The organism is Escherichia sp. WS2035, from assembly GCF_046487065.1.
GTDB lineage: Bacteria > Pseudomonadota > Gammaproteobacteria > Enterobacterales > Enterobacteriaceae > Escherichia > Escherichia coli.
The window spans coordinates 618,180-636,202 of the sequence record NZ_JBJQKD010000001.1 but is presented as its reverse complement, the minus strand read 5'-3'; the positions used below and the strand labels follow the sequence as shown (position 1 = coordinate 636,202).

The window sequence follows — 18,023 nt, the reverse complement described above, 5'->3', positions numbered from 1 at the left end:
ACGTAAACTACTCTTTTACTAATTTTCCACTTTTATCCCAGGCGGAGAATGGCATGGGTTTCTGGTACAGATACCCCTGAGCCTGAACACATCCTAATTTGATTAATTCACGCGCAACGTCTTCGCTCTCTACGCCTTCCGCAATCACCGGGATCCGGTTATAGCGTGCCAGATCGAAAATAATGCGCACAATTTTTCCCGCAGTACCGAAAATATCGCCGGTAAATTGCGAATCCACCTTTATACTGTCTGGATTAATTTCATAAAAACGTTTCAGGTTTGACAAACCGGTGCCAAAGTCATCAATCGATACCCGTACCCCTTGTTTACGCAGTTGTTCAATATTGAGATAGAAATGTTCATTAATTCGCTCGATCACGGTTTCGGTGATCTCAACACAAAGGCTGTTCGCCTTCAGGCCATTTTCTTTCATGATGGTAGTAAAACGCTCATGAAAGTGTGGTTCGTTTAACTGCCAGGGCGAAACATTAATATGCAGTAAGAAATCATCCTTCAGCGACGCACGCTGACTAAAATGTCTGAATTCACCCATCGCGGTTTTAATAATTTGATAGCCCAGCTCATTGATAAACCCGATATCTTCAGCAATGGTAATGAACTTCAGCGGTGAAATAATCCCCCGCTCCGCAGACACCCAACGGCACAACGCCTCCGCGCCCAAAATGGTGCGGGTGTTAATATCAACAATCGGTTGATAGACCAGGAATAGTTCGCCAATTTCCATTGCATGGCGAATATTACGCGCAATCCAGATATTCTCTTCTATTTCGTTGAGTTTCGCATCATCACAGAAAATAAACTCTGAGAACATATGGTTGCGGATACTGGAAATCGCCAGTTTCAGCTTTTCTGCGTAACTCCAGGCGTTTTCCCCCTGCAAAGGTTCACAAATAGCAGACTTATGGATGCGCAGATTGCGGTAGCCAAAACTGCTGTCAAAATCGTTTACCGTCGCTATCTTACGGGTAAACGTCTGTACATTTTCCCGGCACAGGAGTAAATAGAGATCGGCATTAAATGTCACGATATCGCAGCATTGCGCATATTTCTCGGCAATTCGCTGACACAATTTCCTGACGATTTTATTGCGTTCATCAACACCAAACACCGCTTCCACAGCTTCCAGACCACACAGTTTGATGATCCCCACAGCCAGATACTGATTATTGTTGGACTCAATAATCGCCATATTTTTAATAAAACCGCTTTCCTGATCGTAAGAGATCAGCGAGAGCAATTTATTTGCCCGTTCAATTTCAGCATCTTTCATTTCCGCGATCGAATTTTTGATGCTGATAATCTCTTTCGCATCGCCTTCACGAATCTTCAGGGCCTCGATTTGATCCGTAGAGTCAGGCAAAAACGCCAGCGTATTGACCAAATCTGTCATTTCAGAAAATTGACGACGGAAAACTCGAGTGGTCATTAAATAAACCACCAGCAATACGATAATAATGAAAGCAAACGGCAGATAAAAAAGTTTATCTGATGCGTTCAATAAATTACCACCAGGATAATAAAAATAGATTTCGAATAATGCGTTGTTTGGCACCGCTGATGTTTTTTCAATATATTCCGTATCGACAGAATCAATAATATTATAATTACCTTCGCTATTATAAATAATCAATTTTTCACGAGCGAGTTGATTCTTAGCAATGATCTCATGACCTTGCTTTAAAAATAGAACTTCATCATTAGCGCTGATGTGATCAAGATACTCGTTCAGATATCGCCAGTTTAAATCGACATGAATTTTATCTACCGCTAACAAATCATGATCTTTGCCGTTGATGTGTAGCGTAAAAGAGATACATTTTTTACCCGGACGATCAAAGCAATTGTATGCCGGGCTCCAGCTGTTGTTAGAGTCATCTGAAGCCATCGACCACGGTCGTTTCGATGGGTTAAAATCGGCAAAAATAACCCGCCCTGACTCGTCGACAAGCGGTCCATTTACTTGTTCCTGATGATAAACAACGATTTTATCATTCGCCCTCCGCGAAAAGAGATAATATTTATTATCATCAAGTACCAGTCCCACCGAGTCTAAAAATGGCATCATTTCCATTTTCAGAATCACGGCACGTTGAATCTCCTCTGTATTTTTTAATAAATACAGTGAGTCCTTTAATGTCAGGGCCGAACGTTCAATATCTTTAAAGAAATAGCCAACGTTTTTCTGAATAAGTTCAAAGCGGCTATCGGCACGTTTTACCGCGCGTTCCGATACCAGTTGATAGTTAATGATGAAAAAAAGACCAATAAATGACAATGCTGCCAATAAAAATAAAATTATCAGCCTTATCTTTATCTTTTCGTATAAACTCAGCATGTTAATACATTTAAAAAAATAACTGTCTGAACGCTGTGCCGCTGCAAAATAGTCCCTTGCTGCGGCTTTTTAACCAAATTACCCGATTCTACAAAATCAGCAGAAAGTTACAACACTTGCTTAGGGCAATAATTTCCTGTGAGGTGATTACCCTTTCAAGCAATATTCAAACGTAACTATCCTTTAATTTTCGGATCCAGCGCATCGCGTAAACCATCGCCCAACAAATTGAACGCCAGTACGGTCAGAAAAATAGCCAGGGCCGGAAATACAGCGACATGCGGCGCGATAACCATATCCGCTCGTGCCTCATTGAGCATTGCACCCCACTCTGGTGTCGGCGGCTGCGCACCGAGGCCGAGAAATGACAGGCTGGCGGCAGAGATAATCGAGGTGCCAATGCGCATGGTGAAAAACACCACGATAGAAGAGACGGTCCCAGGCAAGATATGACGCAACAAAATGGTCATATCGCTGGCACCAATACTGCGTGCTGACTCGATAAAGGTTTGCTGTTTCAACACCAGCGTGTTGCCGCGCACCAGCCGGGCAAACGCGGGGATGGAAAAAATGGCGACTGCGATAATCACGTTAGCAATGCCGCTTCCCAACACCGCAACAACAGCGATCGCCAGTAAAATACCCGGGAAGGCAAACAGCACATCGCAAATGCGCATGATCAGCCGATCCCACCAGCCTTCATAATATCCAGCCAGCAAGCCCAGCAACGTCCCGATCGCCGCACCGATAAACACGGCAAACACGCCCGCCGCCAGCGAGATTTGCGCACCAACCAGGACACGGCTGAAAATGTCGCGCCCCAGTGAATCGACACCAAACCAGTGCTGCAAAGAAGGTCCGTTATTCAGATTGTCATAATCAAAATAATTTTCGGCGTCATAGGGAGCGATCCAGCGTGCAAAAATGGCCACCACAATCAATAAAATAACGAACAATGCGGCGGTCATCGCCATATGCTGACGGCGAAATCGTCGCCAGAATTCATGCCACGGTGTACGTACCTGGTCAGGTTTGACCAGTGGCATGGCGTTTAACACCGCCTGACGTCGCCAGTTAAATAGTCGCATCCTTACTTGTACCTGATAGCCGGGTTAATGGCGGCGTAAAGCACATCCACCACTAAGTTGATAAGAATAAATTCCAGCGAGAAAAGCAGAATTTCCGCCTGAATCACTGGGTAATCGCGCATTTCTACGGAGTCAACGAGTAAGCGTCCAAGTCCGGGCCAGTTGAAAACTTTCTCCACCACGATGGAACCACCGAGCAAGAAGCCAAACTGTAAGCCCATCATGGTCACTACCGGGATCATCGCGTTGCGTAGCCCGTGTTTGAGGACAACCCAGGTTTCGCTCACCCCTTTCGCCCTCGCGGTACGCATATAATCTTCGCTTAAAACGTCGACAAACGACGCGCGGGTAAAGCGCGCCATCACGGCGGCCACTGCCGCGCCGAGCGTCAGGGAGGGTAAAATGTAGTGCTGCCAACTGTCTGCTCCCACGGTAGGCAGCCAGCCCAGTTCAACGGAGAATACCTGAATTAAAAGTATCCCCAGAGCAAATGCCGGAAACGAGATCCCCGACACCGCAATGGTCATACTCAATCGATCCGGCCAACGGTTACGCCAGACGGCGGCGATAATTCCCGCCGCCATACCAAATATCACCGCCCAGACCATACTGGTTATGGTCAGCCAGAGCGTTGGCATAAAGCGGCTGGCAATCTCATCGGCAACCGGACGACGCGACACCATCGACAGGCCAAAATCCCCCTGCACAGCATTGCTGATATAGTGCCAGAACTGGTGATACAGCGGCTGATCCAACCCCAACTGCTGACGCACCAGTTCTATAACCTGCGCATCAGCTTCGGGCCCGGCAATCAATCGCGCCGGATCGCCGGGCAGCATATGGACAAATAAAAACACCAGCACCGAGACGATAAACAGCGTCGGAATCAACCCCAGTAAGCGTTTGATAACGTAATTAAGCATTCCACTCCCTGCGTTGCTTATTGCAAATCCGCGTCTTCAAAGCTGAAGCCGGTGTCTGGCATGATCCAAAAACCGGTCAGGTTTTTACTGTGTGCCGACACCAGTTTTTCTACCACCAGCGGGATCCACGGCGACTCTTGCCAGATGATATCCTGCGCCGCCTTATACAAGCGGGTCTTTTCCGCCGGATCATTAGTTTTCAGTGCCTGAGCCAGGAAGTCATCCACCTGTTTATTGCTGTAAAACGCGGTATTAAACAGCGTTGGTGGCCAGTTCTGCGAGGCAAACAGCGGCGATAGAGCCCAGTCGGCTTCGCCGGTTGAAGCCGACCAGCCAGTGTAGAACATCCGCACGCCGCTCTCTTTTTGCCCTTTACCTTCAACTTCTGCCGCCCGCTGTCCGGCATCCATCGCAGTCACCTGGGCTTTAATCCCAACCTGCGCTAACTGCTGCTGGGTAAATTGCAGCACTTTCTGCGCGGTGCTGTGGTTATGTGACGACCACAGCGTGGTACTGAAACCGTTGGGATATCCCGCCTCTTTCAGTAATTCGCGCGCTTTCACTGGATCGTAAGGCCACGGTTTATAACTTTGCGCGTAGGCGATACTCGGCGGTACCACACCAGTAGCTGGCGTTGCATAGCCCGCGAAGGCCACTTTCACCAGCGCCGGGCGGTTAATGGCGTAATTCAGCGCCTCACGGACCTTCGGGTTATCGAACGGCTTTTGCGTCACGTTCATACTGATATAACGCTGCATAATTGACGGACTGGCCATCAACTCGATATTTTTGTTTTTCTCCAGCAGTGCGGCCTGCTCGTAGGGAATGGGGAAAGCAAACTGCGCTTCACCGGTTTGCAGCATTGCCGCGCGGGTGTTGTTATCCGCCACCGGACGCCAGGTTATGCTGTCCAGTTTGGGCAATCCTGGCTGCCAGTAACCCGCGAATTTTTTCACCTTCACAAAATCGGTCTGATTCCAGGTATCCAGTTCATACGGCCCGGTTCCCACCGGATGAAAACCAATCTCCTTGCCATATTTTTCCAGCGCTGCCGGTGATATCATCGCGGTCGCCGGATGGGCAAGAATATTAATAAACGCTGAGAATGGCTGTTTGAGGGTAATCTTTACCGTTGTCGGATCGATCGCTTCCGTTTTGGCGATATTCTTATACAGGTTATAGCGTTTAAGATGATTCGCCGGATCGCTGGCCCGGTCCAGATTCGCTTTCACCGCCGCTGCGTTGAAATCGGTGCCATCCTGGAATTTAATGCCTTCCCGCAATTTCACGGTGTAAGTAAGGCCGTCATCGGAAACGGTGTAACTCTCCGCCAGCACGTTTTTCAGTTTCATCTCTTTATCCAGACCGAACAGCCCCTGGTAAAACGATTTCGCTACGGCCTGAGATAACGTGTCATTTGCGTCATACGGATCGAGCGTGGTGAAGTTCGATCCCACCGCCACCACCACCTCTTTGGCAGCGAATGCACAAGATGCCATCAACGCTGTCGCAATGCCCAGCGCCACTAACCCACTACGGTGTACAGCTCTTGCCATTTTATTCTCCGCCTGAATGTTATCTACGCATGAATGCGTATTCTGATTGTGGTTGTGCGACGTAATGCCCCGGCCCGACGCATTGCAACGAGACGGCTGCAACCTCTTCGCCACGCAGATGAATATTGCTGGGAAGATCGTCCGACAGCAGTACACGCTGCGGTCGTTGTCGGGACGGTTCAGCGACCGGAACTGCCGCCAGTAATTTACGCGTATAAGGATGCTGCGGATTTTCAAAGACCGCGCGCCGTGGACCAATTTCAACAATTTGCCCGAGATACATCACCGCCACACGATGACTAATCCGCTCAACCACGGCCATATCGTGGGAGATAAACAGATACGCAATGCCGAAATCACGCTGGAGATCGAGCAACAAGTTGATAATCTGCCCGCGAATAGAAACATCCAGCGCCGAGACGGCTTCGTCGGCAATGATCACTTTTGGATTCAATGCCAACGCGCGAGCAATGCAGATGCGCTGGCGCTGACCGCCGGAAAACTCATGTGGGTAACGCCAGGCATGTTCCGGTAACAGGCCCACGCGCTCCAGCAACCACGCAACGCGTGCAGCCGCTTCTTTACCTGGCAATAAACCGTGTACGCGCAGCGGTTCGAGAATCGAATCACCGATAGTCTGACGTGGGTCCAGCGAAGCGTAAGGGTCCTGAAAAATAAACTGAATATCGCGGCGCAATGCCTGAAGTTTACCGGGTGACAAGGTATCGATTCGCTGACCGTTAAAGATAATTTCGCCGCCCTGCGATTCGACCAGGCGCAACAACGCCCGCCCGGTAGTGGATTTACCGCTGCCAGACTCGCCCACCAGCGATAGCGTTTCGCCAGGCCAGAGATCAAAACTGACTTTCTCAACGGCATGCACTTCCCGCGTTACGCGATTCAACAAACCGCTGCGCAAAGGGAAACGGGTGACCAGATTACGCACCCGTAAAACAGGTTCGCCATCCACCACCGTTTTCTGCTCGATGGATGACTCCTGTTTCGCTGGATGTTCAAGCGATATCAATGGGAAACGTCGGGGATAATCTAACCCTTTCATCGCACCAAGTTGCGGAACAGCAGCTAACAGCGCACGGGTATAAGGATGTTGCGGTGCATGAAAAATCTGTTCGACGCTACCCGTTTCCACCGCCTCGCCCTGATACATCACCAGTACCCGATCGGCAATCTCTGCCACCACACCCATATCGTGAGTGATAAAGATAACGCCCATCGACATCTCTTTTTGCAATACTTTGATTAATTGCAGGATCTGCGCCTGAATAGTGACATCCAGCGCGGTGGTTGGCTCATCGGCAATCAGCACCGCCGGGCGGCATGACAGCGCCATCGCAATCATCACTCGCTGGCGCATCCCGCCAGAGAGTTGATGCGGATAACGTGAAAGAATGGTTTGTGCCTCCGGAATGCGTACCTGATCCAGCATCCGCTTCGCCTCGACCATCGCTTCTTCACGACTGGCGTTCTGATGCAGACGAATAGATTCAGCAATCTGTTCACCCACAGTAAATACCGGGTTCAGCGATGTCATCGGCTCCTGAAATATCATCGCCATATCCGCACCGCGCACATGGCGCATTTGTGCAGCGCTCTGCTCGCTAAGTTCAATTACTTCGCGACTGCGCCGCTGCAACAGCATTTTATCGCACTGCACTAAACCGCCCGCCTGTTCCAACAGGCGCATCAATGCCAGCGCAGTCACTGACTTACCGGAGCCGGATTCGCCAACAATTGCCAGCGTCTCACCACGTTGCAGGCTAAAAGAGAGATTGCGGACCGCAGCTATTTTCTGCTGCTCCTGCATAAAGGCAATATTCAGATTTTCAACCGCCAGCACATCACCGGCATCAAGTTCATCACTGTGTGGCAACGGTGTCCCCTTTTTCACGGTAGATACCGGTGGTTGGCGTATCGCCTGCGTAGCCCCAGGCGCGATACATTCCTTCGGTGTTAAACGGTAGCGCGACATTCCCTTCATGGTCGATAGCGATTAAGCCACCGCTACCGCCAAGCGCAGGGAGTTTTTCCATTACTACCCGCTCGCAGGCTTCCGCGAGACTTAATCCGCCGTAATCCATTAACGCGGCGATATCATATGCCGCCAGCGCGCGGATGAAGACTTCGCCCGTACCGGTACAGGAAACCGCCACACTGGCGTTATTGGCATAGCATCCGGCCCCCACTAAGGGACTATCGCCAACTCGTCCGGGTAATTTATTGGTCATTCCGCCCGTGGACGTGGCTGCCGCCAGATTGCCGTCTAAATCCAACGCCACGGCCCCTACGGTGCCCATTTTCTGTTTTTCATCCAGTGGCGCACCGCTATGGTCGAGGACTGTTGCCCCTTCCTCGCGCGCTGCCATTAGTTGTTCATAACGCAAAGGTGTGGAGAAAATCTCCGGCGAGACGCGCTCCATGCCATGAGCAAACGCAAAATTTTCTGCCCCTTCGCCAATCATCATCACATGCGGGCTTTGCTCCATCACCAGCCGGGCGGCAAGAACCGGATTACGCAGATGACTAACGCCCGCCACCGCACCGGCTTTCAGGGTGTTACCATCCATCAGACAGGCGTCCAGTTCATGGGTTTCATCACGCGTAAAGACAGCGCCAATTCCGGCGTTAAACAGTGGACACTCTTCCAGCAGACGCACCGCTTCCGTCACCACATCCAGCGCACTTTCGCCCGCTACCAGCATTTTCTGCCCGGTTTCAACAATGGCAGACAACGCCTCGATGTAGCGTAATTCCTGTTGCAGACTCATCTGCGCGCGGCTAATTGCACCTGCGCCACCATGAATTGCAATGACTGCTTTGCCCATAGTATTCGTCCATTAAGAGTGGCTCGCCACTTTTGCTATAAATATCAGAATTTTTATGAATGACTCATTCAATTTTTGAATATAGAAAGATGGATATGGCATGTAAAGGCAGGAGCCAGCGCTACGCCCGAGGTGGCATACAGTCTGTGGCGTTTTTCTGACATAATAGGCAAATTCGATTTTGCCTCCGCAGGAGTGTTTTCATGGAATTTACCACCGGATTGATGTCGCTCGACACCGCGCTTAATGAGATGCTTTCTCGCGTTACCCCACTGACCGCCCAGGAAACGCTGCCACTGGTTCAGTGTTTTGGCCGTATTCTGGCGAGCGATGTCGTTTCGCCACTGGATGTCCCGGGGTTTGATAACTCCGCTATGGACGGCTACGCGGTGCGTTTAGCCGATATTGCCTCCGGGCAACCGCTGCCCGTTGCTGGTAAATCCTTTGCCGGTCAGCCGTACCATGGTGAATGGCCTGCGGGTACCTGCATTCGTATTATGACCGGTGCGCCGGTGCCGGAAGGCTGCGAAGCGGTGGTGATGCAGGAGCAGACTGAACAAACGGACAATGGCGTGCGTTTTACTGCTGAAGCGCGTAGCGGGCAAAATATTCGCCGTCGCGGTGAAGATATCTCTGCAGGTGCGGTTGTTTTCCCGGCGGGGACTCGCCTGACTACCGCTGAACTGCCAGTGATTGCTTCGCTAGGGATTGCCGAAGTTCCGGTGATTCGTAAAGTGCGTGTAGCGCTTTTTTCTACCGGTGATGAACTCCAGTTGCCCGGTCAGCCGCTGGGCGACGGCCAAATCTACGATACCAACCGTCTCGCCGTACACCTGATGTTAGAACAGTTGGGATGCGAGGTAATCAACTTAGGGATTATCCGCGACGATCCCCATGCCCTGCGCGCCGCATTTATTGAAGCCGACAGCCAGGCGGATGTGGTGATCAGTTCCGGCGGTGTTTCAGTGGGTGAAGCGGATTACACCAAAACGATTCTTGAAGAGCTGGGGGAGATCGCCTTCTGGAAACTGGCGATTAAACCGGGTAAACCGTTCGCGTTCGGTAAACTTTCTAATAGTTGGTTCTGCGGCCTGCCGGGCAACCCGGTTTCAGCGACGCTGACCTTCTATCAACTGGTACAGCCTTTGCTGGCAAAACTAAGCGGCAATACCGCCAGCGGCCTGCCCGCGCGCCAGCGTGTACGCACGGCATCGCCTCTGAAGAAATCGCCAGGACGCCTTGATTTCCAGCGCGGCGTGCTGCAACGCAACGCCGATGGCGAACTGGAAGTGACGACCACCGGACATCAGGGTTCACATATATTTAGCTCCTTTAGCCTCGGCAACTGCTTTATCGTGCTGGAACGCGATCGCGGCAATGTGGAAGTGGGCGAATGGGTGGAAGTAGAACCGTTTAACGCGTTGTTCGGAGGCCTGTAATGGCGGAACTCAGCGATCAGGAGATGCTGCGCTACAACCGGCAAATCATTCTGCGCGGTTTTGATTTTGACGGTCAGGAAGCATTGAAAGATTCTCGCGTGCTGGTCGTCGGCCTTGGTGGACTCGGCTGCGCAGCTTCGCAGTATCTGGCAAGCGCCGGTGTCGGCAACCTGACGCTGCTCGACTTCGACACGGTTTCGCTCTCCAATCTGCAACGCCAGACGCTGCACAGTGATGCCACGGTCGGGCAACCAAAGGTGGAATCCGCCCGTGACGCCCTGACGCGGATCAACCCACATATCGCGATTACGCCAGTCAATGCGCTGCTTGATGACGCTGAACTTGCTGCGATGATTGCAAAACACGATCTGGTGCTCGACTGTACGGATAACGTTGCAGTACGTAATCAACTGAACGCAGGCTGTTTTGCCGCGAAGGTGCCGCTGGTTTCCGGCGCGGCAATTCGTATGGAAGGGCAAATCACGGTCTTCACTTATCAGGACGGCGAACCGTGCTATCGCTGCCTTAGCCGTTTGTTTGGCGAGAACGCGTTAACCTGCGTAGAAGCAGGCGTGATGGCACCGTTAATCGGCGTAATTGGTTCGTTGCAGGCAATGGAAGCGATCAAACTGCTGGCAGGTTATGGCAAACCAGCCAGCGGGAAAATCGTGATGTACGATGCGATGACCTGTCAGTTTCGCGAAATGAAACTGATGCGCAATCCGGGGTGTGAGGTGTGCGGGCAGTAACTGCCACCTCCAGGCCAGATAAGACGCGGCACTCCGCCACGTCATCAGCAATTTATGAGGATGCAGAACGTCCGGTTAAATCGACGTTCTGCCAAACGCTCCCTGCCAGTCCTGCTCAAACTTCGCCACAGCGGCATCAACCGCCGGATAGCTAATCATCTGTTGTGCCACATCCAGTGGCAGAGTAATTGATTCACACCCTGCCAGTAAGCAGTCCAGCGCCTGACGCGGGGTTTTGAAACTCGCGGCTAACACTTTCGCCTGCGGCGCATGCATTTTCAATAACTGGTGTAAGTCGGTCACAGTCTGAATACCGCTACCGCCCTGAGCATCAATACGATTAACGTAAGGCGCAACATATTCCGCACCTGCCAGCGCCGACAGTAGCCCTTGTGCTGCGCCATATACCGCGGTTCCCAGCGTCGGAATCCCTTCCGCTTTTAACATCTTAATAGCTGCCAGCCCCTCTGCGGTCACCGGAACTTTCACCACGATATCCGCAATAATAGAACGCAATTTACGTGCGTCATTCACCATCCCTTCAGCAGTGGTAGCCATTACCTGGGCAAACAGACGCCCCTGACCGCCCATCGCCTCGTGAAGTTGCGGAAGCACAACCTCCAGCGGTTTTTTACCCACTGCGATAATGCTTGGGTTAGTGGTTACACCCGCCAGCGGAAAAATACGTGACAGCGCCTTCACCGCAACAACGTCTGAAGTATCCAGATACAGTTCCATAACCATCCTCAAAATGTACTTTTTGTCTGAATGTAGACTATCACGGGAAAACTCTCTGAACAGTTGACGCACATCAATCCAACTTTCATTCGAAAGTATTTTAATGTTTGAACGAAACAGAGAGGCAACTATGATTTTCAATATTCAACGCTACTCGACCCATGATGGCCCCGGTATCCGCACGGTCGTATTTCTTAAAGGCTGTTCGCTGGGCTGCCGCTGGTGTCAGAACCCGGAAAGCCGCGCCCGCACGCAGGATCTGCTGTATGACCCACGACTCTGTCTGGAAGGCTGTGAGCTGTGCGCTAAGACCGCACCGGAAGTGATTGAGCGCGCGTTGAATGGTTTGCTTATTCATCGGGAAAAGTTAACCCCGGAGCATTTTACGGCGCTAACCGACTGCTGCCCGACACAGGCGTTAACCGTGTGTGGTGAAGTGAAAAGCGTTGAGGAGATCATGGCAACCGTTTTGCGCGATAAACCGTTTTACGATCGCAGCGGCGGCGGCTTAACACTTTCTGGCGGAGAACCCTTTATGCAGCCGGAAATGGCGACAGCGCTACTGCAAGCCAGCCACGAAGCCGGTATTCATACTGCGGTAGAAACCTGTCTGCATGTGCCGTGGAAATATATCGCCCCTTCTCTGTCCTATATTGATCTGTTTCTTGCCGATTTAAAACACGTTGCCGACGCGCCGTTTAAACAGTGGACCGACGGTAACGCCGCCAGGGTGCTGGATAATCTGAAAAAACTCGCCGCAGCGGGCAAAAAAATCATTATCCGCGTGCCACTGATTCAGGGCTTTAATGCCGACGAAACCTCTGTGAAAGCCATTACCGATTTTGCCGCCGACGAGCTGCACGTTAGCGAAATTCATTTCCTGCCCTACCACACGCTGGGCATCAACAAATATCACTTACTTAATCTGCCCTATGACGCCCCGGAAAAACCGCTTGATGCGCCAGAACTGCTCGACTTTGCCCAGCAGTATGCCTGCCAGAAAGGGTTAACCGCGACCTTACGAGGATAACAACCATGACCACACTGAAACTGGACACGCTCAGCGATCGCATTAAAGCGCACAAAAATGCGCTGGTGCATATTGTGAAACCGCCGGTCTGTACCGAGCGCGCGCAGCACTATACCGAGATGTATCAACAACATCTCGATAAGCCGATCCCGGTACGTCGCGCGCTGGCACTGGCGCATCACCTGGCGAATCGCACCATCTGGATCAAACATGATGAATTGATCATTGGCAACCAGGCAAGCGAAGTTCGCGCCGCGCCGATCTTCCCGGAATATACCGTCTCCTGGATCGAAAAAGAGATTGATGATCTGGCAGATCGTCCCGGTGCTGGTTTTGCGGTGAGTGAAGAGAACAAACGCGTTCTGCATGAAGTGTGCCCGTGGTGGCGCGGTCAGACCGTACAGGATCGCTGCTACGGCATGTTTACCGATGAGCAAAAAGGTCTGCTGGCGACCGGCATCATTAAAGCGGAGGGCAATATGACCTCCGGCGATGCGCACCTGGCGGTCAATTTCCCGCTACTGCTGGAAAAAGGTCTTGATGGTCTGCGTGAGAAAGTGGCGGAACGTCGCTCGCGCATCAATCTGACGGTTCTGGAAGATCTGCACGGCGAGCAATTCCTGAAAGCGATTGATATCGTGCTGGTGGCAGTCAGTGAACACATTGAACGTTTCGCTGCCCTGGCGCGTGAAATGGCCGCGACCGAAACCCGCGAAAGCCGTCGCGATGAACTGCTGACGATAGCAGAAAACTGCGATCTTATCGCCCACCAGCCGCCGCAGACTTTCTGGCAGGCGCTGCAACTGTGTTACTTCATCCAGTTGATTTTGCAGATTGAATCTAACGGTCACTCGGTATCGTTTGGTCGTATGGACCAGTATCTCTATCCATACTATCGCCGTGACGTTGAACTGAACCAGACACTGGATCGCGAACACGCCATCGAGATGCTGCATAGCTGCTGGTTGAAATTGCTGGAAGTGAACAAAATCCGCTCCGGCTCACACTCAAAAGCCTCTGCGGGAAGTCCGCTGTATCAGAACGTCACCATTGGCGGGCAAAATCTGGTTGATGGTCAACCGATGGACGCGGTAAATCCACTCTCTTATGCGATCCTCGAATCTTGCGGTCGCCTGCGTTCGACTCAGCCTAACCTCAGCGTGCGTTACCATGCGGGTATGAGTAACGATTTCCTCGACGCCTGTGTTCAGGTGATCCGCTGCGGCTTCGGGATGCCGGCGTTCAACAACGACGAAATCGTCATCCCGGAATTTATTAAACTCGGTATTGAACCGCAGGACGCTTACGACTACGCAGCAATTGGTTGTATCGAAACCGCCGTCGGTGGCAAATGGGGCTATCGCTGTACCGGCATGAGCTTTATCAACTTCGCCCGCGTGATGCTGGCGGCGCTGGAAGGCGGTCGTGATGCCACCAGCGGCAAAGTGTTCCTGCCGCAAGAAAAAGCGTTGTCAGCGGGTAACTTCAACAACTTCGATGAAGTAATGGACGCATGGGATACGCAAATCCGTTACTACACGCGTAAATCAATCGAAATCGAATATGTCGTCGACACCATGCTGGAAGAGAACGTACACGATATTCTCTGCTCGGCGCTGGTCGATGACTGTATTGAGCGAGCGAAAAGTATTAAGCAAGGCGGCGCGAAATATGACTGGGTTTCTGGCCTGCAGGTCGGCATTGCTAACCTCGGCAACAGCCTGGCGGCAGTGAAGAAACTGGTATTTGAACAGGGCGCGATTGGTCAGCAACAGCTGGCTGCCGCACTGGCGGATGACTTCGACGGTCTGACTCACGAGCAGCTGCGTCAGCGGCTGATTAACGGTGCGCCTAAGTACGGCAACGACGATGATACTGTCGATACGCTGCTGGCTCGCGCTTATCAGACCTATATCGACGAACTAAAACAGTACCATAACCCACGCTACGGTCGTGGTCCGGTTGGCGGCAACTATTACGCGGGTACGTCGTCTATCTCCGCTAACGTACCCTTTGGCGCGCAGACTATGGCAACACCGGACGGGCGTAAAGCGCATACCCCGCTGGCAGAAGGCGCTAGTCCGGCCTCCGGTACTGACCATCTCGGCCCAACGGCGGTCATTGGCTCAGTAGGTAAACTGCCTACGGCCGCGATTCTCGGCGGCGTGCTGCTCAACCAGAAACTGAATCCAGCAACGCTGGAGAACGAATCTGACAAGCAGAAACTGATGATCCTGCTGCGCACCTTCTTTGAAGTGCATAAAGGCTGGCATATTCAGTACAACATCGTTTCCCGCGAGACGCTGCTGGAGGCGAAAAAACATCCGGATCAGTATCGCGATCTGGTAGTGCGCGTCGCGGGCTATTCCGCCTTCTTCACCGCGCTCTCTCCAGACGCTCAGGACGATATCATCGCCCGTACTGAACATATGCTGTAATCTTCTCAGCCCGGCGGCGGCGTCGCCGGGCTAAATCATTCACATCATCAATTTCAGCCTCGCTTTCATTCGAAATATAATTTGTGCTCTGCGTCACATTGTTATTACACTGTTACGGTTTCATTTTCGAGCCAGGAGCACACCTATGAGCGTAAAAGTTATCGTCACAGACATGGACGGTACTTTTCTTAACGACGCCAAAACGTACAACCAACCACGTTTTATGGCGCAATATCAGGAACTGAAAAAGCGCGGCATTGAGTTCGTTGTCGCCAGCGGTAATCAGTATTACCAGCTTATTTCGTTCTTTCCTGAGCTAAAGGATGAGATCTCTTTTGTCGCGGAAAACGGCGCACTGGTTTACGAACATGGCAAGCAGTTGTTCCACGGCGAACTGACCCGACATGAATCGCGGATTGTTATTGGCGAGTTGCTAAAAGATAAGCAACTCAATTTTGTCGCCTGCGGTCTGCAAAGTGCATATGTCAGCGAAAATGCCCCCGAAGCATTCGTCGCACTGATGGCAAAACACTACCATCGCCTGAAACCTGTAAAAGATTATCAGGAGATTGACGACGTACTGTTCAAGTTTTCGCTCAACCTGCCGGATGAACAAATCCCGTTAGTGATCGACAAACTGCACATAACGCTGGATGGCATTATGAAACCCGTCACCAGTGGTTTTGGCTTTATCGACTTGATTATTCCCGGTCTACATAAAGCAAACGGTATTTCGCGGTTACTGAAACGCTGGGATCTGTCACCGCAAAATGTGGTAGCGATTGGCGACAGCGGTAACGATGCGGAGATGCTGAAAATGGCGCGTTATTCCTTTGCGATGAGCAATGCTGCGGAAAACATTAAACAAATCGCCCGTTACGCTACCGATGATAATAATCATGAAGGCGCGCTGAATGTGATTCAGGCGGTGCTGGAAAATAAACCGCCGTTTAATCTTTGATTATCACCAATTCAGTTTATTGAGAAAGTGCATGTCATTATACCGGATACGGCGTGACCGCCTTATTTGGCATACAAAATCATGAAAATTCAATATATTGCGATACACTACCAGGCCTGATAAGCGTAGCGCACCAGGCAATCTTGCGTTTGTCATCAGTTTCAGTAGCCCTGACCATATCAGGGCTACTGATAATAACTTACTCGATCCCTTTACTACGCAGGTAATCTTCGTAATTACCGCTAAAGTCGATCACGCGTTCCGGGGTGATTTCCAGAATACGGGTCGCCAGGGAGCTTACAAACTCACGGTCGTGAGAAACAAAGATCAGCGTGCCCTGATACAGTTCCAGCGCCATGTTCAGCGACTCAATGGATTCCATATCCAGGTGGTTGGTCGGTTCGTCCATGATCAGAATGTTCGGCTTCTGCATCATTAACTTACCAAACAGCATCCGCCCTTTTTCCCCACCGGAAAGCACTTTAGCTGGCTTTTTGATGTCGTCCTGGCTGAACAGCAAACGACCGAGAATACTGCGCACCGCCTGCTCGTCATCGCCTTCCTGCTTCCACTGACTCATCCATTCGAACACGGTCAGATCATTTTCAAACTCATATTCGTGGTCCTGAGCGTAGTAACCAATGCGCGCGTTTTCAGACCATTTTACGGTGCCGCTGTCCGGTTGCAGATCGCCCACCAGCGTTTTCAGCAGCGTTGATTTACCGACGCCGTTGGTACCCAGTACCGCCAGTTTTTCACCCACTTCCAGCAGCAGGTTGAGATTTTTAAACAGTGGACCGTTATCAAACCCTTTAGTCAGACCTTCCACTTCTAGCGCGTTACGGAACAGTTTCTTATCCTGTTCAAAACGGATGAACGGGTTCTGACGGCTGGAAGCTTTCACCTCTTCCAGTTTGATTTTATCAATCTGGCGCGCGCGCGAAGTTGCCTGGCGAGATTTCGAGGCGTTGGCGCTAAAGCGGCTAACGAAAGATTGCAACTCAGCAATCTGCGCTTTCTTCTTCGCGTTATCAGCCAGCAGACGTTCACGCGCCTGAGTCGCCGCCGTCATGTACTCATCGTAGTTGCCCGGATAAACGCGCAGCTCGCCGTAATCCAGATCCGCCATGTGGGTACAAACCATGTTAAGGAAGTGACGGTCGTGCGAGATGATGATCATGGTGCTGTCACGCTCGTTCAGCACCTGTTCCAGCCAGCGAATGGTGTCGATATCGAGGTTGTTGGTCGGTTCGTCGAGCAGGAGAATGTCGGGATCAGCAAACAGCGCCTGAGCCAGCAGCACACGCAGCTTCCAGCCAGGAGCAACTTCACTCATCGGGCCGTAGTGCTGTTCCACTGGAATTCCCACGCCAAGCAACAGTTCACCAGCGCGAGCTTCCGCAGAGTAACCGTCCATTTCGCCGTATTTCACTTCCAGATCGGCCACTTTATAGCCGTCTTCTTCACTCATTTCCGGCAAAGCATAGATGCGGTCACGCTCCTGCTTCACTTCCCACAACTCTTTATGCCCCATGATCACCGTATCCAGCACAGTGAACTCTTCAAAGGCAAACTGATCCTGACGCAGCTTACCAATGCGTTCGTTGGGATCGAGGGAAACGTTACCCAACGTCGGCTCTAAGTCGCCGCCGAGGATCTTCATAAAGGTGGATTTACCACTACCGTTCGCGCCAATCAGGCCGTAACGGTTGCCGCCGCCGAATTTGACGGAAATGTTTTCAAACAACGGCTTACTGCCGAACTGCATGGTGACGTTACTGGAAACTAACACAGGCGTATCCTGAAAAGAGATATGACAAACCGCGCATTATGCCATAAGTCTGAAAGAAGATCCTGCTCCTCGCTTAAGGTCTACACTCAAGCCAAAGGCAAAAAATGTGA

General features: G+C 51.4%; 13 protein-coding genes. 5 read left to right on the top strand and 8 right to left on the bottom strand.

The genetic code is table 11. From position 1 onward, the window contains the following. Positions 1-7: 7 nt before the first annotated feature. From ACJHX4_RS03100 to iaaA, 6 genes are all read right to left on the bottom strand, one after another. Positions 8-2,356 (bottom strand): EAL domain-containing protein, encoded by a 2,349-nt coding sequence (locus tag ACJHX4_RS03100; RefSeq protein WP_410239904.1) that lies wholly within the window; start codon positions 2,354-2,356, stop codon positions 8-10. 176 nt (positions 2,357-2,532) lie between these two features. Then, complete coding sequence (gene gsiD / locus ACJHX4_RS03095; RefSeq protein WP_001236044.1) at positions 2,533-3,444, bottom strand: glutathione ABC transporter permease GsiD; 912 nt, start codon at positions 3,442-3,444, stop codon at positions 2,533-2,535. 2 nt (positions 3,445-3,446) lie between these two features. After that, positions 3,447-4,367: a glutathione ABC transporter permease GsiC gene (gene gsiC / locus ACJHX4_RS03090; protein WP_000936031.1), complete on the bottom strand. Its 921-nt coding sequence runs from the start codon at positions 4,365-4,367 to the stop codon at positions 3,447-3,449. Positions 4,368-4,384: 17 nt separating this feature from the next. Then, the gene (gene gsiB / locus ACJHX4_RS03085) at positions 4,385-5,923 is read right to left on the bottom strand and encodes a glutathione ABC transporter substrate-binding protein GsiB (RefSeq protein ID WP_000090180.1); all 1,539 of its coding nucleotides are present in this window, start codon (positions 5,921-5,923) and stop codon (positions 4,385-4,387) included. A 19-nt stretch (positions 5,924-5,942) separates the two neighbouring features. After that, positions 5,943-7,814, bottom strand: a complete 1,872-nt coding sequence (gsiA, locus tag ACJHX4_RS03080; protein ID WP_001295896.1) for a glutathione ABC transporter ATP-binding protein GsiA — start codon at positions 7,812-7,814, stop codon at positions 5,943-5,945. Then, a complete protein-coding gene (gene iaaA, locus ACJHX4_RS03075; RefSeq protein WP_000513797.1) occupies positions 7,801-8,766 on the bottom strand; it encodes a beta-aspartyl-peptidase in 966 nt (321 codons plus the stop codon). The genes gsiA and iaaA overlap by 14 nt, the downstream gene beginning before the upstream one ends. A 203-nt stretch (positions 8,767-8,969) precedes the next feature. Between iaaA and moeA the strand changes: the two genes are divergently transcribed. Further along, positions 8,970-10,205 (top strand): molybdopterin molybdotransferase MoeA, encoded by a 1,236-nt coding sequence (gene moeA / locus ACJHX4_RS03070; protein WP_000397350.1) that lies wholly within the window; start codon positions 8,970-8,972, stop codon positions 10,203-10,205. Beyond that, positions 10,205-10,954, top strand: a complete 750-nt coding sequence (gene moeB, locus ACJHX4_RS03065; RefSeq protein ID WP_000829255.1) for a molybdopterin-synthase adenylyltransferase MoeB — start codon at positions 10,205-10,207, stop codon at positions 10,952-10,954. The genes moeA and moeB overlap by 1 nt, the downstream gene beginning before the upstream one ends. 75 nt (positions 10,955-11,029) lie before the next feature. On the opposite strand, the gene fsa is transcribed toward moeB, so the two are convergent. Then, positions 11,030-11,692: a fructose-6-phosphate aldolase gene (gene fsa, locus ACJHX4_RS03060; RefSeq protein ID WP_001295895.1), complete on the bottom strand. Its 663-nt coding sequence runs from the start codon at positions 11,690-11,692 to the stop codon at positions 11,030-11,032. Between the two features lie 130 nt (positions 11,693-11,822). On the opposite strand from fsa, the gene ACJHX4_RS03055 reads away from it, so the two are divergent. From ACJHX4_RS03055 to ybiV, 3 genes are all read left to right on the top strand, one after another. After that, entirely contained in the window at positions 11,823-12,722 is a 900-nt protein-coding gene (locus ACJHX4_RS03055) for a glycyl-radical enzyme activating protein (protein WP_001295894.1), read from the top strand. 5 nt (positions 12,723-12,727) lie between these two features. Continuing rightward, the gene (locus ACJHX4_RS03050; RefSeq protein ID WP_000209354.1) at positions 12,728-15,160 is read left to right on the top strand and encodes a glycyl radical protein; all 2,433 of its coding nucleotides are present in this window, start codon (positions 12,728-12,730) and stop codon (positions 15,158-15,160) included. Between the two features lie 145 nt (positions 15,161-15,305). Then, positions 15,306-16,121 (top strand): sugar-phosphatase YbiV, encoded by an 816-nt coding sequence (gene ybiV / locus ACJHX4_RS03045; protein WP_000114256.1) that lies wholly within the window; start codon positions 15,306-15,308, stop codon positions 16,119-16,121. A 199-nt stretch (positions 16,122-16,320) separates the two neighbouring features. Here ybiV and ACJHX4_RS03040 read toward each other — a convergent pair whose 3' ends face one another. After that, on the bottom strand, positions 16,321-17,913 hold the full coding sequence (locus ACJHX4_RS03040; RefSeq protein ID WP_000961458.1) for an ABC-F family ATPase: 1,593 nt from the start codon (positions 17,911-17,913) through the stop codon (positions 16,321-16,323). Between the last annotated feature and the right edge of the window lie 110 nt (positions 17,914-18,023).

Coding starts and splice junctions, on each gene's coding strand:
- ACJHX4_RS03055 (WP_001295894.1), top strand. CDS start 11,823: ATGATTTTCAATATTCAACGCTACTCGACCCATGATGGCCCCGGTATC.
- ACJHX4_RS03100 (WP_410239904.1), bottom strand. CDS start 2,356: ATGCTGAGTTTATACGAAAAGATAAAGATAAGGCTGATAATTTTATTT.
- gsiD (WP_001236044.1), bottom strand. CDS start 3,444: ATGCGACTATTTAACTGGCGACGTCAGGCGGTGTTAAACGCCATGCCA.
- moeB (WP_000829255.1), top strand. CDS start 10,205: ATGGCGGAACTCAGCGATCAGGAGATGCTGCGCTACAACCGGCAAATC.
- iaaA (WP_000513797.1), bottom strand. CDS start 8,766: ATGGGCAAAGCAGTCATTGCAATTCATGGTGGCGCAGGTGCAATTAGC.
- ACJHX4_RS03050 (WP_000209354.1), top strand. CDS start 12,728: ATGACCACACTGAAACTGGACACGCTCAGCGATCGCATTAAAGCGCAC.
- moeA (WP_000397350.1), top strand. CDS start 8,970: ATGGAATTTACCACCGGATTGATGTCGCTCGACACCGCGCTTAATGAG.
- ybiV (WP_000114256.1), top strand. CDS start 15,306: ATGAGCGTAAAAGTTATCGTCACAGACATGGACGGTACTTTTCTTAAC.
- gsiB (WP_000090180.1), bottom strand. CDS start 5,923: ATGGCAAGAGCTGTACACCGTAGTGGGTTAGTGGCGCTGGGCATTGCG.
- gsiC (WP_000936031.1), bottom strand. CDS start 4,367: ATGCTTAATTACGTTATCAAACGCTTACTGGGGTTGATTCCGACGCTG.
- fsa (WP_001295895.1), bottom strand. CDS start 11,692: ATGGAACTGTATCTGGATACTTCAGACGTTGTTGCGGTGAAGGCGCTG.